The 20,532-nt window shown below is 67.3% G+C and carries 18 protein-coding genes; 13 read left to right on the top strand and 5 right to left on the bottom strand.

The genetic code is table 11. The features are described from left to right. The first annotated feature begins 54 nt into the window (after nt 1-54). The 6 genes from ruvA to PUN71_RS05250 all read left to right on the top strand — a co-directional run bounded on the left by ruvA (nt 55) and on the right by PUN71_RS05250 (nt 7,810). On the top strand, nt 55-699 hold the full coding sequence (ruvA, locus tag PUN71_RS05275) for a Holliday junction branch migration protein RuvA (protein WP_277797587.1): 645 nt from the start codon (nt 55-57) through the stop codon (nt 697-699). Further along, nucleotides 692-1,777 (top strand): Holliday junction branch migration DNA helicase RuvB, encoded by a 1,086-nt coding sequence (ruvB, locus tag PUN71_RS05270; protein WP_277797586.1) that lies wholly within the window; start codon nt 692-694, stop codon nt 1,775-1,777. Before ruvA ends, ruvB begins: the two co-directional genes overlap by 8 nt. 211 nt (nt 1,778-1,988) lie before the next feature. Next, nucleotides 1,989-2,396 (top strand): preprotein translocase subunit YajC, encoded by a 408-nt coding sequence (yajC, locus tag PUN71_RS05265; protein WP_052260281.1) that lies wholly within the window; start codon nt 1,989-1,991, stop codon nt 2,394-2,396. 100 nt (nt 2,397-2,496) lie between these two features. After that, on the top strand, nt 2,497-4,254 hold the full coding sequence (gene secD / locus PUN71_RS05260) for a protein translocase subunit SecD (protein WP_277797585.1): 1,758 nt from the start codon (nt 2,497-2,499) through the stop codon (nt 4,252-4,254). Beyond that, complete coding sequence (gene secF, locus PUN71_RS05255) at nt 4,254-5,270, top strand: protein translocase subunit SecF (RefSeq protein ID WP_277797584.1); 1,017 nt, start codon at nt 4,254-4,256, stop codon at nt 5,268-5,270. The genes secD and secF overlap by 1 nt, the downstream gene beginning before the upstream one ends. 149 nt (nt 5,271-5,419) lie before the next feature. Continuing rightward, nucleotides 5,420-7,810 (top strand): RelA/SpoT family protein, encoded by a 2,391-nt coding sequence (locus PUN71_RS05250; protein WP_277797583.1) that lies wholly within the window; start codon nt 5,420-5,422, stop codon nt 7,808-7,810. On the opposite strand, the gene PUN71_RS05245 is transcribed toward PUN71_RS05250, so the two are convergent. The 3 genes from PUN71_RS05245 to PUN71_RS05235 all read right to left on the bottom strand — a co-directional run bounded on the left by PUN71_RS05245 (nt 7,691) and on the right by PUN71_RS05235 (nt 10,992). Then, nucleotides 7,691-8,464 (bottom strand): hypothetical protein, encoded by a 774-nt coding sequence (locus PUN71_RS05245; RefSeq protein WP_277797582.1) that lies wholly within the window; start codon nt 8,462-8,464, stop codon nt 7,691-7,693. The genes PUN71_RS05250 and PUN71_RS05245 overlap by 120 nt on opposite strands. Nucleotides 8,465-8,564: 100 nt before the next feature. Further along, complete coding sequence (locus tag PUN71_RS05240) at nt 8,565-10,106, bottom strand: DUF349 domain-containing protein (protein WP_277797581.1); 1,542 nt, start codon at nt 10,104-10,106, stop codon at nt 8,565-8,567. Between the two features lie 67 nt (nt 10,107-10,173). Beyond that, nucleotides 10,174-10,992: a peptidylprolyl isomerase gene (locus tag PUN71_RS05235; RefSeq protein WP_277797580.1), complete on the bottom strand. Its 819-nt coding sequence runs from the start codon at nt 10,990-10,992 to the stop codon at nt 10,174-10,176. 231 nt (nt 10,993-11,223) lie between these two features. On the opposite strand from PUN71_RS05235, the gene hisS reads away from it, so the two are divergent. Next, entirely contained in the window at nt 11,224-12,594 is a 1,371-nt protein-coding gene (gene hisS / locus PUN71_RS05230) for a histidine--tRNA ligase (protein WP_043454443.1), read from the top strand. A gap of 8 nt (nt 12,595-12,602) precedes the next feature. Here the strand turns inward: hisS and PUN71_RS05225 are convergent, their stop codons facing one another. After that, nucleotides 12,603-13,859, bottom strand: coding sequence for an APC family permease (locus PUN71_RS05225; protein WP_277797579.1), 1,257 nt, complete (start codon nt 13,857-13,859; stop codon nt 12,603-12,605). 97 nt (nt 13,860-13,956) lie between these two features. On the opposite strand from PUN71_RS05225, the gene aspS reads away from it, so the two are divergent. Then, nucleotides 13,957-15,753 carry an aspartate--tRNA ligase gene (gene aspS, locus PUN71_RS05220; RefSeq protein WP_277797578.1) on the top strand — a complete coding sequence of 599 codons (1,797 nt, stop codon included), beginning with the start codon at nt 13,957-13,959 and terminating at the stop codon, nt 15,751-15,753. An 89-nt stretch (nt 15,754-15,842) separates the two neighbouring features. Beyond that, complete coding sequence (locus tag PUN71_RS05215) at nt 15,843-16,652, top strand: GNAT family N-acetyltransferase (RefSeq protein WP_436976225.1); 810 nt, start codon at nt 15,843-15,845, stop codon at nt 16,650-16,652. A 52-nt stretch (nt 16,653-16,704) separates the two neighbouring features. Here PUN71_RS05215 and PUN71_RS05210 read toward each other — a convergent pair whose 3' ends face one another. Next, a complete protein-coding gene (locus PUN71_RS05210) occupies nt 16,705-17,373 on the bottom strand; it encodes an acVLRF1 family peptidyl-tRNA hydrolase (protein ID WP_277797577.1) in 669 nt (222 codons plus the stop codon). Between the two features lie 90 nt (nt 17,374-17,463). On the opposite strand from PUN71_RS05210, the gene PUN71_RS05205 reads away from it, so the two are divergent. The 4 genes from PUN71_RS05205 to PUN71_RS05190 all read left to right on the top strand — a co-directional run bounded on the left by PUN71_RS05205 (nt 17,464) and on the right by PUN71_RS05190 (nt 20,522). Further along, nucleotides 17,464-18,957 carry a replication-associated recombination protein A gene (locus tag PUN71_RS05205; protein ID WP_277797576.1) on the top strand — a complete coding sequence of 498 codons (1,494 nt, stop codon included), beginning with the start codon at nt 17,464-17,466 and terminating at the stop codon, nt 18,955-18,957. Between the two features lie 170 nt (nt 18,958-19,127). Further along, nucleotides 19,128-19,754, top strand: a complete 627-nt coding sequence (rpsD, locus tag PUN71_RS05200) for a 30S ribosomal protein S4 (RefSeq protein WP_043454433.1) — start codon at nt 19,128-19,130, stop codon at nt 19,752-19,754. A gap of 146 nt (nt 19,755-19,900) precedes the next feature. Continuing rightward, nucleotides 19,901-20,275 carry a DUF948 domain-containing protein gene (locus PUN71_RS05195; protein ID WP_043454431.1) on the top strand — a complete coding sequence of 125 codons (375 nt, stop codon included), beginning with the start codon at nt 19,901-19,903 and terminating at the stop codon, nt 20,273-20,275. 16 nt (nt 20,276-20,291) lie between these two features. Next, nucleotides 20,292-20,522: a DUF6167 family protein gene (locus PUN71_RS05190; protein WP_277797575.1), complete on the top strand. Its 231-nt coding sequence runs from the start codon at nt 20,292-20,294 to the stop codon at nt 20,520-20,522. Nucleotides 20,523-20,532 lie beyond the last annotated feature (10 nt).

Below are 20,532 nucleotides of genomic sequence, written 5' to 3'. Positions count from 1 at the left end.
ATGTTCGGATAGCCGGCCTCATCCTGGGCCCGGCGGTATAACGGGAGCCCGGCCTTGATCAGTTTCCTCCGCGGAACAGTAGCGCATGTTGGCCTGTCCACGGCCGTGATCGACCTCAACGGTGCGGGCATGAGTGTCTTCGCCACCCCCCAGACGCTCGGCAGGCTGCGCGTGGGGGAGGAAGGCCAACTGTTCACGTCGCTGATTGTCCGTGAGGACTCGCTGACGCTTTTTGGCTTTGCCACGGACGACGAACGCGAGGTTTTTGACGTCCTGCTGAGTGTCAGCGGCGTCGGCCCCCGGCTGGCCCTCGCGGTCCTCGCCGTCCACGACCCCGAAGCGGTCCGGGTCGCGGCGCACACGGGGGACAGCAAGACCTTCACCAAGGTTCCCGGGATCGGGCCCAAGGTTGCCGGCAGGATCGTGCTGGAACTGGCCGGAAAGCTGGTGCCGCAGGGAACCGCACCGGCCGCCGGTGCCGCCACGGCCGCCGAAGCTGCCTGGAAGCCGCAGGTAGTGGCGGCCATGACCAGCCTGGGGTGGTCCGAAAAGGACGCCTCGGCCAGCATCGACAAAGCACTGGCCGACGAACCCGAAGTCTCATTCCGCGGCAACGTTCCCGAGATCCTGCGGACCACCCTCCGGTGGCTCGGGCAGGACGGCGCCCGGGCCGGCAACCGTGTAGGCACCCGTGGCTGAACCGTCACTGGTCGCCGCGGGGGAGGAGCCGGAGGAACGCGCCATTGAGGCTGCCCTGCGGCCCAAGAACCTCGACGACTTCGTCGGCCAGCATCGGGTCCGCAAGCAGCTCTCGCTTGTACTGCAGGCCTCGCGGATGCGCGGCCGCACCGCGGACCATGTACTGTTTTCCGGTCCGCCGGGCCTGGGCAAAACCACCCTGGCCATGATCGTTGCCGCAGAGATGAACGCTCCGCTGCGCCTCAGCAGCGGACCCGCCATCCAGCACGCCGGCGACCTCGCGGCCATCCTGTCCTCCTTGTCCGAGGGCGAGGTCCTCTTCCTCGACGAGATCCACCGCATGTCCCGGCCTGCCGAGGAAATGCTGTACATGGCCATGGAAGACTTCCGCGTGGACATCGTCGTGGGCAAGGGCGCCGGTGCGACCGCCATTCCGCTCGAACTGCCGCCGTTCACACTGGTGGGGGCCACCACCCGGGCAGGCTTGCTGCCGGGACCGCTGCGCGACCGGTTCGGCTTCACCGGGCACCTTGAGTTCTACTCCGTCCCCGAGCTGGAACTGGTCCTGCGGCGCTCTGCGGGGCTGCTGGACCTCAAAGTCAATTCCGCCGGCTTCGCCGAAATCGCCGGCCGGTCCCGCGGCACTCCCCGCATCGCCAACCGCCTTCTCCGCCGCGTCCGCGACTGGGCGCTGGTGCATGGCATCGACCAAATCGACGCCAGGTCGGCCTCGGCTGCCCTGGACATGTACGAAGTGGACAAGAAGGGGCTGGACCGGCTGGACCGGGCCGTGCTGGACGCCCTGATCACCAAGTTCGGCGGCGGTCCGGTGGGGCTCTCCACCCTGGCCATCGCCGTCGGCGAAGAAACCGAAACCGTTGAAACGGTGGCCGAGCCGTTCCTGGTCCGGGAGGGCCTGCTGGGCCGCACCCCCCGCGGCAGGATCGCGCTGGCCCCGGCCTGGACGCATCTGGGCTACGCCATCCCCCAGGGTGTCTTCGCGCAGGAGCAGCTGGACCTTTTCGAACCCGGCGGGGACGGCTCCCTGGCGGGGGAGTGGGCGCCGGAGAGCCAATAGCAGGCTCCCTTCAGCTTTTCCCTTTAGACTGGTATGACGCCCGGCACGTTCGGGTCTTTGTTTCGCGGGTGGCCCCGATGCCCCCGTCGCTTGGGGAACGGCACGCAAGGCTTTGCGCCTGCGCCACCAGCCCACCCCGGCCGAAGCGAGGCCCACGTCGCTGGTAAACCAGCTTCACCACGCTAAAGAACGGAATTCCCCCTTGGATCCAATGTCAATTCTCCTGTTCGTCATGCTCGGCGTGTTCATCTTCATGATGTTCCGCCGCAACAAGAAGACGCAGCAGCAGCAGGCAGAGCTCCAGTCGAAGTTTGGCCCGGGCGTGGAGGTCATGACCAGCTTTGGCCTCTTCGGCCGCATCGTCGACATCGACGAAGCCGAGAACAAGGTCACCCTTGAACTTTCCCCCGGCAACCTCGCCACTGTGCACCGCCAGGCAGTCACCAAGATCGTGGAGCCTGCAGCGGAGACCGCACCCGAAACCGCCGCGGCTTCGCCTGTGGTACCGGACGACGCCTCCTCGCTGACCACGCCGGAAACCGGGAGCAACGCCGCCGGCGTCGAGACTCCCGAAGAGACCCTGAAGCGCCTCAACGACGAGGGCAAGAAGGACAGCTAGGCCCGCTGGCCCCTTTCCTCCCTCTACCGCCGCGGACCACCGCCGGCGCAGGCAGCAGCCCGCGCCGGCGGTTCCTCCGCGAATAAGAGAAAGATCGACAATGGCACGAACTGGCCGCAAAAAACCAGGACTCCGCGTCCTGGTCTGGCTCGGTGTACTCCTGGCAGCGCTCACCGCCGTCCTGGCCGGCGGAACCATCGCCGGGCAGGCCAGCTGGGCACCCAAACTGGCCCTCGACCTAGAGGGCGGAACCCAGATGATCCTGGCTCCAAAGGTCGAGGGCGGTTCGGACATCAACGAACAGCAGCTCAACCAGGCTGTGGCGATCATCCGCCAGCGCGTTGACGGCTCCGGCGTCTCGGAAGCGGAAATCAGCACCCAGTCCGGGCGCAACGTGGTGGTCAGCCTCCCGGGTACCCCCTCCGCCGAAACCCGGAACCTGATCCAGGCGTCCGCGGACATGAACTTCCGGCCCGTCCTCCTTAACGGTGACGGTGCGGCTGTTCCGCCGGAATCGCAGACCCCCGAGGACCAGCTGCCCAAGCCCACAGCACAGCCGGCCAACAGCAGCGACACCAACTGGATCACCCCGGAGATCTACAAGCAGTTCGAGGCGCTGGACTGCAACAGCCCCGCGGCTGAAAAGTCCGAACGCTCAGATCCCGCCAAGCCTCTGGTGACCTGCGAACCTGCCACCGCCAAGTCCCCGGCCATCAAGTACATCCTTGGCCCGGTGGAGGTGAAGGGCACCAACATCGTCACCTCGTCCTTCCAGTTGCAGCAGGGTGCCCAGGGTGCTGTCACCAATGACTGGGCCGTCAACATCCAGTTCGACGCCGACGGCACAGCCAAGTTCAAAGAGGTCACGGAGCGCCTGAACCAGTTCTACGTGGCGGCAGGCGGCGAGTCGGGCACCGACCCCAAGGCCCAGTTCGCCATCGTGCTGGACGACCAGGTCATTTCCGCGCCGCGCGCCCTGGCCGTGATCACTGACGGCCGTCCGCAGATCACGGGCGGCTTCACCGAGCAGACCGCCAAGGCCCTCTCCGACCAGCTGAAGTTCGGCGCGCTGCCCATCAGTTTCGACATCCAGAGCGAACAGCAGATTTCCGCCACGCTCGGTGGCGAACAGCTGCGCATGGGGCTGCTGGCAGGCCTGATCGGACTCCTGCTCGTGGTGGTTTACTCGCTGTTCCAGTACCGGGCCCTCGGCTTCGTTACCATTGCCTCGCTGGTGGTGGCCGGCGCACTGACCTACCTCGCCATCGCGATCCTGGGCTGGACCGAAAACTACCGCCTGTCCCTGGCAGGCGTGGCCGGCATCATCGTGGCCATCGGCCAAACTGCCGATTCGTTCATCGTCTACTTCGAACGCATCCGTGACGAGCTCCGTGAAGGCCGGGGGCTGGTGTCCGCCGTCGAGAACGGCTGGAAGCGGGCCAAACGCACCGTCCTCGCTTCCAAGGCCGTCAACCTCCTGGCCGCCCTCGTCCTGTACTTCGTGGCGGTGGGCAACGTTCGTGGCTTCGCGTTCACGCTGGGCCTGACAGCCATCGCCGACCTCATCGTGGTGTTCATGTTCACCCACCCCACGCTGCAGCTGCTGGCCCGCACCCGGTTCTTCGGTGAAGGCCACAAGTTCTCCGGGCTGGATCCCGAACGCCTGGGTGCCGTGCCGTTGTACCGCGGCGCCGGACGGGTCCGTACCCCGGAGGACCGGCCTGTGGCTGTCCGTACCAAGAATGCAGGCGCCGCGGCCGAGGCCGAACGCCGCATGACGATCGCGGAACGGCGCATGGCGGAAAAGCAGGAACAGCTGGCCGGATCGTCCAAGACCTCCGGTAAGGAGAACAAGTAATGTCAGGCTTCGCCACATTCGGCAACGAGCTCTACACCGGTAAGCGTTCCTACGACTTCGTAGGAGCCAAGAAGATCTGGTTCATCATCGCCGCGGTGGGGGTGGCGCTGTCCATCCTCATTCCGGTCGCTAAGGGCGGCTTCAACCTCGGCATCGAGTTCCGTGGCGGCTCCGAATTTACGGTGTCCAACGTTAAGACCACGGATGCCGGAATCGGCGAGAAGGCCGTCACGGACGTTGTGTCCGGGAGCGTGCCCCGCGTGGCGAACGTTGCGGGCAACACCATGCGGATCCAGACGGACAAGCTGACCGACGATGAGACGCTCCGCATCAAGCAGGGCCTCACCGGCGCCTACGGCGTCACGGACAACGAGGTCACCTCCACCTTCGTCGGTCCCACCTGGGGTGCCGACGTGACCAAGCAGGCCCTGATCGGCCTGGCGGTGTTCGTGCTGCTGGCGGCCCTGCTGATGGCCCTGTACTTCCGCACCTGGAAGATGTCCCTTTCAGCGCTTGCCGGCATGGCCGTGACCATGTTCATCACCGCCGGGGTGTATGCCCTCAGCGACTTCGAGGTCACGCCGTCGGCGATCATCGGCTTCCTCACCGTCCTCAGCTATTCGCTGTACGACACCGTGGTGGTCTTCGACAAGATCCGCGAAAACACCTCCGGGATCGACGCATCCACGCGGCGGACCTTCGCTGAGGAAGTCAACCTCGCCGTCAACCAGACGCTGGTTCGGTCCATCAACACCATGATGGTGGCCATCCTTCCGGTGGGGGCCATCCTCTTCATCGGTGCCGGCCTCCTCGGCGCCGGAACCCTGCGCGACCTGTCCCTGGCCCTCTTTGTCGGGATCCTGATCGGTACGGCCGCCACCATCTTCGTCGCAGCCCCCATGTATGCCTGGCTGCGCCAGGGCGAACCGGACCTGGTCAGGCAGGCGAGGCGCGTGCAGCAGCGCCGCGCCGGGGCCGCAGACAAGACGGTTCCCGCTTCGCCGGCCAAGGCCTGACGGACGGGCTGCCGGACAGCCAAAAACGCACAACGGCCGGGTGGCGCATCTTTCGCGCCGCCCGGCCGTTGGCCGTTCCGGCCCGGTTATAAAAGTGGCTGCCCGGGGGAATAGACTGGGGTAATTAAGACGGTGTGAGGGGTGCTTCATTGGAAGAACGTTCGGCGTCGGCGCCAACGGCACAGGAAGATAAGAGTCCTGCCGGCGTACAGGCCGGTGCGGCTGCGCCTGCGCGCCCTGGATCCCTGGTCCCTGTCGACAATTCGGGGTCGCGCGCCACGTTCCCCGGCCGCCGGGAGCGCACCCGGTCCCGGCTTGCGCGCCTGACCGGACGCGGAACCACCACCTACTCACCCATCCTGGAGCCGCTCCTCCGGACCGTCCGCGCCAACAACCCCAAAGAGGACTTCGACCTCATCCAGCGCGCCTTCGACGTGGCCGAGCGCAGCCACCGCGGGCAAAAGCGCAAGAGCGGGGACCCGTACATCACCCACCCTGTGGCCGTTGCCACCATCCTGGCCGAACTGGGCCTCAGCGGCACCACCCTCGCGGCAGCGCTGCTGCACGACACCGTGGAGGACACCCCCTACACCCTCGCAGACCTGAAGCGGGATTTCGGCCCGGAAGTGGCCATGCTGGTGGACGGCGTGACCAAACTGGACAAGGTCAGCTTCGGCGAGGCCGCCCAGTCCGAGACAGTCCGCAAGATGGTCGTGGCCATGGCCAAGGACATCCGTGTCCTGATGATCAAGCTGGCGGACCGGCTGCACAACGCCCGGACGTGGCGCTTCGTGTCGGCGGAATCGTCTGCCCGCAAGGCCCGCGAGACCCTGGAGATTTTCGCTCCGCTCGCCCATCGCCTGGGCATGAACACCATCAAGTGGGAACTTGAAGACCTGTCCTTCGCGGCGCTCTACCCCAAGGTCTACGAAGAGATCGTCCGCATGGTAGGGGACCGGACCCCTGAGCGGGAGAAGAGCCTGGGCGTCATCCGCGACCAGATCACCGAAGACCTGCGCGGCGCACGGATCAAGGCGACGATTACCGGCAGGCCCAAGCACTACTACTCCATCTACCAAAAGATGATTGTCCGCGACAAGGACTTCGACGACATCAACGACCTCATGGGTGTTCGCGTCCTCGTCGACTCCGTCCGGGACTGCTACGCCGCCCTGGGCATCATGCATTCGCGCTGGAACCCGCTGCCCGGCAGGTTCAAGGATTACATCGCGATGCCCAAGTTCAACATGTACCAGTCGCTGCACACCACGGTGATTGGTCCCGGCGGCAAACCCGTGGAAATCCAGATCCGCACCCACGAGATGCACCGCCGGGCCGAATACGGTGTGGCCGCGCACTGGAAATACAAGGACCAGCCCAACCGCACCGCCGTCGGCCCGGGAAGCCCCCGCGACGGCGACATGGGCTGGCTGCGCTCCCTGGTGGACTGGCAGCAGGAAACCTCCGATCCCGGCGAGTTCCTGGACTCGCTCCGGTTCGAAATCAACGCCCGCGAGGTGTTCGTCTTCACGCCCAAGGGCGAAGTCATGGCGCTGCCGGCCGGGTCAACCCCCGTCGACTTCGCCTACGCCGTGCATACCGAGGTTGGCCACCGCACCATCGGCGCCAGGGTCAACGGCAAGCTGGTCCCGCTCAACAGTGAACTGAACCACGGCGACTGGGTGGAGATCTTCACGTCCAAGGCAGAGGGCGCCGGTCCCAGCCAGGACTGGCAGCACTTCGTCAAGAGCGCCCGGGCGCGCAACAAGATCCGCCAGTGGTTCAGCAAGGAACGCCGTGAAGAGGCCATCGACCGCGGCAAGGAGCTGCTGACCCGCGCCATGCGGAAGCAGAACCTTCCGCTGCAACGGCTCATGACGCATGAGGCCCTGGCCGCCGTCGCCGAGGAATTCAAGTACGCGGACATCTCCGGCCTGTACGCCGGCGTGGGTGACGGGCACACCTCGGCCCAGTCGGTCATGGAGAAGCTCATCGAAAGCCTCGGCGGCAACGAGAGCGCAGATGACGACGTTGAGGAAGTCAGCATCCCCACGCAGGTCACCAAGGCCCGCTTCTCGGATTCAGGTGTGGTGGTCCGCGGCGTCGGCGACGTCTGGGTGAAACTGGCCCGTTGCTGTACGCCGGTTCCACCCGACCCGATCCTTGGCTTTGTGACCAGGGGCTCCGGGGTGTCGGTGCACCGCACCGACTGCACCAACATCTCGGACCTGAAGGACCAGCCGGACCGGATTGTCGATGTTGACTGGGCTCCCACCCAGTCAAGCGTGTTCCTGGTGGAAATCCAGGTTGAGGCCCTGGACCGCAAGTCCCTGCTTTCGGACGTGACGCGGGTCCTGTCGGACAACCACGTGAACATCCTCGCGGCCAGCGTCCACACCTCCACCGACCGGGTGGCGATTTCAAAGTTCGCCTTCGAGATGGGCGACCCCAAGTACCTCAGCCACGTCCTGAGCGCCGTCCGCAGAATCGACGGCGTCTTCGACGTCTACCGCACCACCGGAAACAAGCGCCGGAGCTAGCAGGGCAAGCTTCGCCAGGGCGGCACGTTTGTGCGGCACCCGGGGAGTCGCCTCAACAGCGAGTACCAGCAGCCGCAACCGTACATCCTGCTGCGGCCGGGCCAGCAGTCCGGCCAGGGCGGGTACGGCGCGCTCAGGTTCCACATGCAGGGCAATATCGAGGGCGGTCCGCAGCGGACTGGTCACCATGAGGCCGCCGAGGCTGACGACATCCAGCGGACCAAGCTTCACTTCGTGCAGGGTGCAGCCGCGGGTGCTCCGGAGGCTGGACACCCTCCGCTTGGCGTCCACCAGCAGGGCAAGCCTGTCCTGTTCGGCTGCGCAGCCGTAGATCCACGCCGCCGTCATCCGCCCGGCGACCACCCGTTGCCGGATTGCCGCGGGTACCGCCCCGGCGGCTGCCCTTGCCCGCAGCTGCGGGGACGCGGGCGTGCCGGGTAGGGTGTAGCCGTTCTGATGGAAGCGCGCCAGCAACCCGTCCGCTGCAAGGGACTGCAGTTCGGGGCCGGCGAAGGGCATGCCGGGCGCGTACAGCTCCGGGAACCGGGGCGGGCCGGCCGGCTCCGCCGCGGCTTCCCGGCAGGACGCCCGGGACGCATTCAATCCAACGTCCCTGCCTGGGGCGGCGGTGGAAGAAACGGAAGGTGGGGCCATGCCTCCATCCTGCCCGGACCGCGCCCAACAGGCACAGGCCCGACCCCGGCTATGTGGATAACCGGGACCGGGCCTGTGCCGTCACATCAGGACGGGAGAATCAGGACAGCTCGCTGGCCGAACGCTGGATCTGGTCGAGCCATGCCTGGCGTGCCTCCAGGGCTTCCCGGGCAGCCTTGATCTTGCGCTGGTCGCCGGTCTTCTCGGCGTCCGCCAGATCCTCCTGCAGCCCGGCGATGGCCGACTCCAGCTGGGACAGTGCACTGTTGGTCCGGGCCTTGCGCTCCGGGTTGGACCGCTGCCACTGCTCTTCCTCGGCGTGGCGGACGGCGTCCTCGACCTTCCGCAGCCCTGCTTCGATCCGGCCCATGTCGGCGCGCGGCACCTTGCCGGCTTCTTCCCAGCGGTCGCGGATGGACTGGAGCGCCTTCTTGGCCGCTGCCAGGTCCTTGACCGGCAGGATCGTGTTGGCCTCGGCCAGCAACGCCTCCTTGACGGTGAGGTTGGCGGCGTACTCCTGGTCGATCTCGTCGTTGGCGGCCTGGCGCGACGTGAAGAAGACGTCCTGCGCCGCGCGGAACCGGGCCCACAGCGCGTCGTCGTCCTTGCGGCTGGCCCGCGGCGAGGCCTTCCACTGGTCCATGAGCCGGCGGTACTCGCCCGCAGCGTAGCCCCAGTCCGTGGAGGTCGACAGCGCTTCAGCCTCGGCGATCAGCTTCTCCTTGGCGGCCTTTGCCGCCGAGTTGTTGCTGTCGAGCTGAGAGAAGTATGCCCGGCGGTGCCGGTCGAACACGGTCCGGGCTGCCCGGAACCTCTTCCAGAGGGCGTCCTCATTGCTGCGGCCCAGCCGCACGCCGCTCTTTTGGGCTGCCTTCCAGCTCTCGAACAGCTCGTTCATCCGGGCGCTGGAGGTCTTCCACTGCGTCTGGGCAGGGTCCTGGCCGGAAATCTGCTCGGCTTCGGCAACGATCGCCTCCCGTGCTGCCAGTTCGGCGGCGCGGACGGCGTCGTGCTCGGCTTTTTCGGCCTTTTCGAGCTCAGTGATCTGGCCGGACAGGGTGTCCAGCCGTGCCTCGGCTGCGCGGAGGTCACCCACCATGTTGCGCTCCGCAAGCTGCTCGCGCAGGTGCGTCACGGTCTTCTGCATATCCGTGCTGGGCGCCTTGGAGCTGACCCGCTGCTCGAGGAGCACGATCTGGGCGAGGACGTCGTCGTACTTCCGGGCGAAGTAGATCAGCGCCTCTTCATCGCTGACGCCCGGGTACTGCCCCACCGGGTGCTCGCCGCCGTCGATGGTGAGGTAAACATGGCCATCGCCCTCCACGCGGCCCCACTTGGACGCCTCAGCGACGGAGGTGCTGGGCGCAGCGGGGGCCGGGGCGGCCGCGGGAGCGGCGGCAGCGGGCTTGGGCCGTGACGCGAAGGCGGCGGGCGAGGGGGCGGAGGGCCGCGGCGCTGGAGCAGCCGGGGATGCCGGTGCGGAGGCAGGGGCAGCAGCGGGCGTTTCCGCGGACTCCTGGGGGGCTGCAGACTCGTGCGCGCCGCCGTTTCCTGCAGCGTCCGGTACTGCTTCCGTAGCTTCCGGTACTGCCGTTTCGGTCACGTCTGTAGCTGTTTCGTCGGATTTCTGACTGTCTGTCACCGCTAAAAGTCTTTCGCTTGGAGGGAAATACTCACGTACTGCACCGTGGCCTCTGCGGCCAGGCTTCCTACTTCAGAGAAAACGAGTCTATCGTGACTGGTTGTTTTGGCGCGCCGTCCGTGTCGCTGCTGCCAGGGGTGACGCCCGCGGCGGCAATGCCGGTCACCACATCGAGTCCCGACGTCACCTTTCCCACCACGGTATAGCCGCCGGCGGCGTCTGCCGGGATGACGGTGTCCTTGTACACGATGAAGAACTGTGTCCCGTTGCCATAGGCGTTGTTCCCGGTGCGGGCAACGGCGATGGTGCCGGCGGGATAGGTGTTGTCGGCCGGCGTGTTTTCCAGCGGGCCCCAGGTGTAGGCGGGGTCGCCCTGCCCGTCGCCGTTGGGCGAGCCGCATTGCAGGACGGCGAACTGGTCAGCAGTGGTCAGCCGGTGGCACGTCTTGCCCTTGAAGTAGCCTTCATCGCCGAGCGACTTGAAGACCGCGGCAGCCTGGGGCGCCTTGGTCCCGTCCACCTCAACGCCCAGCGGGCTGCCATTCAACACCAGTTCGCCCGTGAACGTCTTGCCTGCGGCGGTGTCAGCCGGGGGAATGTTGGGCCCGTTGGTCGCCGGCGCTGAGGGAGTCGCCGAGGCACTTGCGGTGGCCGAAGGCTCCGTCAGGCCCGCCTGGGCGGCTGCATATTCGTCCTCGGTGGGATTCCCGGCGAAAGCAGTGAGCTGGAGGACGACGGCGAGGGCAACGGCGGCGGTTCCGGCACCTGCGGCGACGAGGTTGTCCCGCTTCCGCCGCTTCTCCTGGCCGCGCCGGAGCTCACGCTTGGCTTCCATCTGCTGAATGCGCCGCTTCGCTTCGCGGGCACTGCGTGAACTGGCCGCCAAGGGTCCTCCTCATCGTCGGGCTGCTGGTGCCCGGCGGTTGGCCGCCGGAGCGCAGGTGTTCAGGGCCAGGCTGTGTGTCCGCTGCATTAGAGATGCACACGGATGACGCATAAACTGGCTGCCGCACATAGTTTATGCATGGCTGGCTGTGCTGCCGCCGTACGTTGCCTCCGAAGGGGTTGCGGCAGGCAGCGTCGGCGCACCGCCCTTCCCTTAAGGAGAACCTTTCCCATGGCACGCACCGCCTCCCTGTCCGGATTCCCCGAGTGGCTTCCCGAGGAGCGGATGGTGGAGCTGCACGTGCTTGATACGTTGCGGCGCGTGTTTGAACTGCATGGGTTCTCCTCAATCGAAACCCGGGCAGTGGAAACCGTGGGCCAGCTGCTGCGCAAAGGGGAGATCGACAAGGAAGTCTATGGACTCAGCCGGCTCCAGGAGGACGAAAGCGACAACCCCGTCAAGGGCGGAAAAGCCGATCCCCACGCACTTGCCCTGCATTTCGACCTGACGGTTCCTTTCGCCCGCTACGTGGTGGAGAACGCCGGATACCTGGCGTTCCCGTTCCGCCGCTACCAGATCCAGAAGGTGTGGCGCGGCGAGCGGCCGCAGGAGGGCCGGGCACGCGAGTTTACGCAGGCGGACATCGACGTCGTAGGCGACGGCGATCTTCCGTTCCGTTACGACGTCGAGATAGCACTCGTCATCGCCGAGGCATTGAGCGCCCTGCCCATTCCGGACTTCCGCCTCCGGATCAACAACCGGAAGCTCGCCGAGGGTTTCTACCGCGGCATCGGACTCGAGGACACCGCAGGGGTGCTGCGCAGCATCGACAAGCTCGAAAAGATCGGCCCCGCAAAGGTGGCCGAACTGCTCAAGAGCGAGCTCGGAGCCTCCGATGAACAAGCGGCCAAGGCGCTGCAGTTGGCCGCCATCCGCACCGAGGACACCTCATTTGTCAGCCAGGTCCGTGCCCTCGGGGTCAGCAATGACCTTCTCGATGAAGGCCTGGATGAACTGGAACAGGTCATCGACGCGGCCGTGCAGCGGGCTCCCGGCAAGGTGCTGGCGGACCTCAGCATCGCCCGCGGCCTGGACTACTACACCGGCACCGTGGTGGAAACGGTGCTGGTGGGCCACGAACAGCTCGGCTCCATCTGCTCCGGCGGCCGGTACGACGCCCTGGCATCGAAGGGCAACCGGAAGTTTCCGGGCGTCGGCCTGTCCATTGGCGTGACCCGCCTGGTGTCCCGGATCCTCAGCCAGGACCTGGCCAAGGCGTCCCGTTCGGTTCCCACCGCCGTGCTGGTGGCCCTGAACAACGACGACAGCTGGGGCGCTGCCCAGGATGTGGCCGCCCTGCTGCGCGGCCGCGGCATTCCCACCGAGGTGGCCGCGAAGGCGGAGAAGTTCGGAAAGCAGATCAAGTTCGCTGACCGGCGCGGGATCCCCTTCGTCTGGTTCACCGACGACGACGGCACCCACCAGGTCAAGGACATCCGCACCGGCGAGCAGGTGCTGGCCACTCCCGAAACATGGATGCCGCCGGTGGAGGACCTCACCGTCCAGGTGCAGACCACCGCTCCCGCAGCAGCCTCGGTGTAGCGCGGAGCTCAGGGCCCCGCTGCGTTTCCCTGCCGGAAACGCAGCACCAGCCAGCGCCCGGCCAGGCCCGCCGCGAGGACAGCTGCCATAGCCAGGACGGACGCCGCCGGAAGCGTGAAGGCAAGCACCACGCATCCCACGAAGCCCAGGGCGTTCAGCCACCGGGGAGCGTAGCCGGGATGGGTGGCAAGGGTGAAGGCTGAGGCGTTGGCTACCGCGTAGTACACCAGCACACCAAAGCTTGAGAAGCCCACCACGGTCATCACATCGGTGGTCAGCAGGAGAAGGATGACGACGGCGGCGACGGCCAGTTCGGCGACGAACGGAACGGTGTGGCTCCCGCCCACCCTGGCCAACGGTCCGGGGAGATCGCGCTCCCGTGCCATGGCCAGCGTTGTCCGGCCAACCCCGGTGATGAGTGCGAGCAATGCGCCCAGGCAGGCTGCGGCGGCACCGGCCTGCACCAGCGGTGCGCCGGCGGCCAGCCCTGACTCGCGCACGGCGTCCAGCAGGGGAGTCCGGGTGGCCCCCAGTTGCGCCCCGAGATGGGCTGGCAGGACCAGGGCCAGCATCAGGTAGATGGCGAACGCGGCCGCCAGGGCGGCGAGGATGGCCCGGGGGATGGCGCGTTCCGGATTCCTGACTTCCTCACCCAGCGTGGCGATCCGGGCGTACCCCGCGAAGGCGAAGAAGACCAGCCCGGCGGCGGACAGGACGCCGCCCGCGCTGCCGGACAGTGTGCCGGCGGACGGGACTGCGGGATGCGGTCCGGCCAGCGCGGCGGCGGCCACGAACGCCAGCGTGGCCAGGACCACGCACAGCAGGATCCTCGTCAACAGGGCGGTGCGGGTGATGCCCAGCAGGTTGACACCCGTCAGGGCCACGACGGCGGCAACGGCCACCGGGACGGCGTAGCCAGCCGCCACATAACTGCCGAACGTCAGGGCCATCGCCGCGCAGGACGCCGTCTTGCCGGTCACAAAGCCCCAGCCGGCCAGGAAACCCGGCCATTCCCCCAGCTGATTCCGGCCATAGACGTATGTCCCGCCGCTGGTGGGATACCTGGCGGCGAGTGCCGCGGATGCCACCGCATTGCAGTAGGCCACCACCCCCGCCACCACCACGGACAGGACCAGGAGATTGCCGGCCAGGGCGGCGGCCGGGGCGAAGACCACGAACACGCCGGCGCCCAGCATGGATCCAAGGCCAATGGCGGTGGCATCAAAGGTTCCCAGCCTGCGTTCCAGTTGCTGCGGTTCGCTCATGCGGCGGCAGTACCTTTCCAGCGGGTAAACTCGGACGGGATCGTTCCCGCAACGATCATATTGAATTTCCCACTGTTTTCCCGCAGAAAGGCGTGCTGTGCTGCGCACACATGACCTCGGATCCCTTCGCTCCGAGCACATTGGACAAACCGTAACCCTGGCCGGCTGGGTGGGCCGCCGTCGTGATCACGGTGGTGTGGCATTCGTGGACCTGCGCGACGCTTCCGGCGTGGCCCAGGTAGTGGTCCGCGAGGAGGAAGTGTTCCACGGTCTGCGCAACGAATACGTGCTGCAGGTCAAGGGCACCGTTTCCCGCCGCCCGGAGGGCAATGAGAACCCCGCCCTTGCCACGGGTGAGATCGAGGTCATCGCCGAGGACGTCACCATCCTCAACACCTCGGACCCGCTGCCGTTCCAGATTGATGAGCATGTGGAAGTCGGCGAGGAAGCCCGCCTCAAGCACCGGTACCTGGACCTGCGCCGTCCCGGCCCCAGCCGCAACCTGCGCCTCCGTTCCGAAGCGAACCGGGTGGCGCGCGAGCTGCTCCACCACGAGGGTTTCGTCGAAATCGAAACGCCCACACTGACCCGGTCCACCCCGGAAGGCGCCCGTGACTTCCTGGTTCCGGCGCGCCTGGCACCCGGTTCCTGGTACGCGCTGCCGCAGTCGCCGCAGCTGTTCAAGCAGCTGCTGCAGGTAGGCGGATTCGAGAAGTACTACCAGATCGCCCGCTGCTACCGCGACGAGGACTTCCGCGCCGACCGTCAGCCGGAATTCACCCAGCTGGACATCGAAGCCAGCTTCGTGGACCAGGACGACATCATCCGGCTCGGCGAAAACATCGTCAAGGCCGTATGGCAGCTCATTGGCGTGGACATTCCCACTCCCATCCAACGCATCACCTACGCCGACGCCATGGCCCGCTATGGCTCCGACAAGCCTGACCTCCGCTTTGGCCAGGAGCTGACCGAACTGACGGAATTCTTCAAGGACACCAACTTCGGCGTGTTCAAGGCGCCCTATGTTGGTGCCGTGGTCATGCCCGGCGGTGCCTCTCAGGCGCGCCGCGCACTGGACGCCTGGCAGGAATGGGCCAAGCAGCGCGGTGCCAAGGGCCTTGCCTATGTCCTGTACAAGGAGGACGGCGAACTCGCCGGCCCCGTGGCCAAGAACCTGACCGAGATGGAACGCGCCGGCCTGGCCGACGCCGTCGGCGCCAAGCCCGGCGACTGCATCTTCTTCGCTGCCGGTGAGAAGACGCCGTCGCGCGCCCTGCTGGGTGCTGCCCGCGTGGAGATCGGCCACCGCACCGGCCTGATCGACCCCACCGCCTGGGCATTCTGCTGGGTTGTGGACGCCCCCATGTTCGAACCCGCTGCCGCTGCCGTCGCCTCCGGTGACGTCGCCGTCGGTACGGGCCAGTGGACGGCCGTCCACCACGCCTTCACTTCTCCCAAGCCGGAATTCCTGGACACCTTCGACAAGGACCCCGAGTCGGCGCTGTCCTACGCCTACGACATCGTCTGCAACGGCAACGAAATCGGCGGCGGCTCGATCCGTATCCACCAGCGCGAAGTGCAGGAGCGCGTCTTCGAACTGATGGGCCTGGGCAAGGAGGACGCCCAGACCAAGTTCGGCTTCCTGCTCGAGGGCTTCAAGTACGGCGCACCCCCGCACGGCGGCATCGCCTTCGGCTGGGACCGCGTGGTGTCACTGCTCGCCGGCGTCGACTCCATCCGCGACGTCATCGCCTTCCCCAAGTCCGGCGGCGGCCATGATCCCCTGACGGAGGCCCCGGCGCCCATCACGCCCCAGCAGCGCAAGGAAGCGGGCGTGGACTTCAAGCCGGAGGCCCGGAAGCCCGAAGAGAAGAAGCCGGAAGAAAAGCAGTAGCGCCTGCAACTCCGCGCAGACAGCAGCCAAGGGAGGTTTCCCCGGACGTTTCCGGGGAACCTCCCTTCGTTCATCAAGGAGCCTGCCCGTTGACCACGTACAGCAGCATCGAACGCCGGGAACTGGAGTCGGTCATGGACGCCGCCTGGCCGGCCCTGGAACGCCATGACGCAGGAGGATGGATCCTCCGTGCAGCCGGGGGAGTGACCCAGCGGGCCAACTCCATCTGGCCACGGACCGCGTCTGCCGGGCAGCCTCGGGACGACCTCCGCAGCCTGCTTGCAGAAGCCAGGGCCTGGTACCGGAGCCGCCGGCTGCCGGTGATCTTCCAGCTCTTCGACAACCCCGGCATGGAAGCGCTCCACGACCTGCTGGACACGGAAGGCTTCACACGCCAGTCCGAGACCCTTGTCATGACCCGTGCTGCACCTCCCGGTGCGGATCCCGCAGGCAGTTCCGGTGCTGTCCGGGTCGAACTTTCCGCGGCGCCCTCCACGGAATGGCTGCGGGTCTGGTGGCAGGTGGACGGCCGCGGCGGGGAAGAGGCCCTGGCCACTGCCCGGGCCATCCTGGAAGGATGCCCGGCCGTATATGCGCTGCTGCGCGACGGCGAAGGCCGGCCCGCCGCCGTCGGGCGGCTCGCCCTTCCCGCCGGCTCGCCGCGGGGTGGCCTGTACGCCATGGCCACCCTTCCGGACGCACGCCGCCGGGGTTACGCGGCGGCCATTCTCCAGGCCCTGCTGCATGCCGGCAGGGAGTGCGGCGTCACGGACTTCTGGCTGCTGGTCACCGCCGCCAACCACGGTGCCCAGGCGTTGTACGCGAAAGCCGGATTCCGCGAAGCCGGACGCTACCTGTACCGGCAGGAACGCCCACGCCCGGCCTTGACCGGGTGCTGATCAGGCACCCAGACGGTTTGCCTGTTCCCATGCTTGGGCAGAGCGCACGGGCTCAGCCAGGCGCGTCGGCCACCGTGATCCTGACCGAGCACGCGTCGGCCGCGGCCTTCTTCAAGACGGCGGCCCGGGGCTCGGCGACATCGAGGTAGGCGAGGCGCGGCAAAGACGCGTACTCCCGAAGGGCGGGGTCCTGGAGGACCAGGTCCGCCAGCGCCCTGTCCCCTCCGGGCACCAAGTACTCGAAGGCGGCCGCCTGGAATACGCCGGCGGCCTGCTGTGCCACTGCCGAAACCAACGCGTCCGCCTGGTTGGAACGCCGCCGCGCGAACCGCTGCTGGGACTGGCCGCCCGCCGCGGTCCGCGACTGGACATACCGGGTCCCCGCTTTCGACGCGAGCAGCATTCCCTCGGCCGCCACCCCGATGCCGTAGCCGCCGCGGCGCACCAGCAGCAGTCCCAGGCGGCGCGGCTGCGATGCCAGGGCCGCGAGCCGCTCCAGGGGGCCGCTGCCCCGTCCCGGGCGCCCGTCCGCCGGCCACGGCGCCTGCAGCAGCGCGGCGGTGCCGTCCGCTGCCAGAAGGCGCAGGCCGTCGTCGTCGTCCTGCAGCCGGAAGCCACCATGCGAGGCGCCGAACCGCCCCGCCCAGCCCGCCAGTCGCGGGCCGGACACGAACGCCGTCCGAACCGGGGGCGGGCCACTGGCGGGAACTGGCGCAGGCATGTGTCCTTCCTTGAAGCGTCGGGGGAGAAAGTGCGTCGGGGGAGAAAGTGTCGGGGAAAAGCAGTGGCGGACTGGAAGTAGCCTATCTATGTGGATGATCTCTTCGGCAACGGGCCAGAACAAGACGACGACGACGACGACGACCGTCCAGTCGCCGGGGGAGGCACCGGATCCCGCGGCGCGGGTGTACGGGGGCAGGGCGCGCGGGGGCAGGGCTCGCCGCGCAGCCCGCTGGCCGTCCGCATGCGCCCGCGCACGCTGGACGAAGTGGTGGGCCAGCAGCACCTCCTCGGCCAGGGGTCGCCGCTGCGGCAGTTGGCGGCCGGCGCCGGTGCCGACGTCGCCGGGCCGGCGGGTCCCAGCTCCCTGATCCTCTGGGGACCCCCGGGTACCGGAAAGACGACGCTGGCGCACGTCATCGCCCGCGGACCCGGCCGGAAGTTCGTGGAACTGTCCGCCATCACCGCCGGCGTCAAGGACGTCCGCCGGGTCATGGACGACGCCCTGACGGCCCGCGACCTGTACAAAACCACCACGGTGCTGTTCCTGGACGAAATCCACCGCTTCAACAAGGCCCAGCAGGACGCGCTGCTGCCCGGGGTCGAAAACCGGTGGGTGGTCCTGGTGGCAGCCACCACGGAAAATCCGTCGTTTTCCGTGGTCTCACCGCTGCTGTCCCGCTCACTGCTCCTCACGCTCAAACCGTTGACCGATGCCGATATCGAGGGCCTGCTGGTGCGCGCCGTCGAGGATCCGCGGGGGCTGGGTGGCAAGGTGCGGCTCAATGCCGAAGCGCTGGAACACCTGGTCCGGCTGTCCGGCGGGGACGCCCGCAGGGCCCTGACCGCACTCGAGGCTGCCGCGGGCGTCGCCTTCGGTGACGCGGACGACGTCGAACGTTCCGCGGGGGAGGACGGCGCAGCCGGTGGGCCGGTCACTGATGAGCCGGTCACCGTGGAGCTGCGCCACACCGAGCGCGCCCTGGATGCAGCCGCCGTCCGCTATGACCGTGCGGGCGACCAGCACTACGACGTGGCCAGCGCCTTCATCAAATCCATCCGTGGCTCCGACGTGGACGCCGCCCTGCACTACCTTGCCCGGATGCTCGAGGCGGGGGAGGACCCGCGGTTCGTGGCGCGGCGGATCGTCATCTCGGCGGCGGAGGATGTGGGGATGGCGGACCCCACCGCCCTGCAGACCGCCGTTGCCGCCGCTCAGGCGGTCCAGCTGATCGGCATGCCCGAGGGCAGGATCATCCTGGCAGAGGCCGTGGTCCACCTCGCCACCGCGCCAAAATCGAATGCCGCCTACATGGGCATCAACAAGGCCATCGCGGACGTGCGCGCGGGGTTGGGCGTCGGGATCCCGGCGCACCTGCGCGACGCGCACTACCCGGGCTCGAAGCAACTGGGCCACGGTGTGGGCTACAAATACGCGCACGACGCCCCGCACGCCGTGGCCACCCAGCAGTATCCCCCGGATGACCTGGTGGGCCGCGACTACTACCAGCCCACCAGCAACGGCGCTGAGCGGGACATTGCGCAACGGCTGGAGCGGCTGCGGAAGATTGTCCGGGGCACCTGATGGCGTGGTAAGCTGAATCTTTGTCTGGCAAGGCACGGACGCACAATCCCCTCGAATTTCCTTCGAGTAGGTTATGCCCTGTGCCCAGTAGCAAAAGGCAGCGGTTGGCCGATGCTCTCCATCGTGGAGGCCAGTAACACTGACACACCGCAGATATTGGAAGGACACAAGTGGCTAACAACACTCGTGCTCGCCGTCAGGCCCGCCTCTCGCGGTCCCTCGGCATCGCTCTGACCCCCAAGGCCGCCAAGTACATGGAGCGCCGCCCGTACGGCCCCGGTGAGCATGGCCGTGCCCGCAAGAAGCAGGACTCCGACTACGCCGTACGTCTGCGCGAAAAGCAGCGCCTGCGCGCCCAGTACGGCATCCGCGAAGCACAGATGACCCGTGCCTTCGAAGAAGCGCGCCGCACCAAGGGCCTGACCGGTGAGAACCTCATCGAACTGCTCGAAATGCGCCTCGACGCCCTGGTCCTGCGTGCCGGCTTCGCCCGCACCATCGCCCAGGCCCGCCAGCTGGTTGTGCACCGCCACATCATGGTTGACGGCATCCGCGTTGACCGTCCGTCGTTCCGCGTCGGCGAGGGCCAGCTGGTCCACGTCCACAGCCGCAGCGAAACCATGGTTCCGCTCCAGGTTGCAGCCGCCGGTGCACACCGCGACGTCCTGCCTGCCGTCCCGGCCTACCTGGACGTCAAGCTGGAAGCCCTCCAGGCACGCCTGGTGCGCCGCCCCAAGCGTTCGGAAATCCCGGTGACCTGCGAAGAGCAGCTCGTCGTCGAATTCTACGCACGCTAAATCCCAGCAGCGTATCCAAAGAAGCCCGTGGCAAGCGCCGCGGGCTTCTTTGTATGTAAGGTACTTGGGGGACATCTGCGCGGCGCACCTTCCAGTCGCGCGCGGGATGGGAACCCAACCACGGAATTTCGAGGAGATGAACGTCTATGTCTGGTGGCGATATTGCCGGCCTGATCGCTGCCGGGGTGTTCGCACTCCTGGTCCTGCTGCTTGCGGTCCCCATCCTGAAGCTGGGGAAGGTTTTCGATGAGGTGCGTACTGCCATCAGATCCATCAGCGACGGCGCAACGCCCCTGATGGACGAGGTCACGGCCACGGTGTCCACCACCAACCAGCAGCTGAAGAAGGTGGACGGCATCTCGACCAACGTGTCGGATGCATCCGCCAACATCTCCGCCTTGTCCTCCCTGGTGGCCGCTACGGTGGGTTCCCCGCTGATCAAGGTGGCCGCGTTCAGCTACGGCGTCCGCAGCGCCTTCGCCACCCGCCGGAAGCCCGCAGCCGGCCGCCGCAGCCGCTAGATTCGAAAAGAAGACCATGAAGAGATTTGTTTGGATGGGAATCGGCGTGGCCATCGGCGTCATCGCCTTCCGCAAAGTGAGCCAGGCCCAGTCCACCCTCGGACCCGAGGGCCTGAACCGTGCGGTGGGACGGCTCGCGGACGGGGTCTACGACTTCGCCGATGCCGTCCGTGCCGGGATGCAGGAGCGGGAAACCGACCTGCGGAGCGCCCTGGGGATTGATTCCGCAGATTTGGTCCGCCGCTGAGCCCCCAGGG

Source organism: Arthrobacter sp. NQ7 (assembly GCF_029581595.2).
GTDB lineage: Bacteria > Actinomycetota > Actinomycetes > Actinomycetales > Micrococcaceae > Arthrobacter > Arthrobacter phenanthrenivorans_B.
Note: the sequence above shows the minus strand (reverse complement) of the source record. Positions and strands in the feature narration are given on the sequence as shown.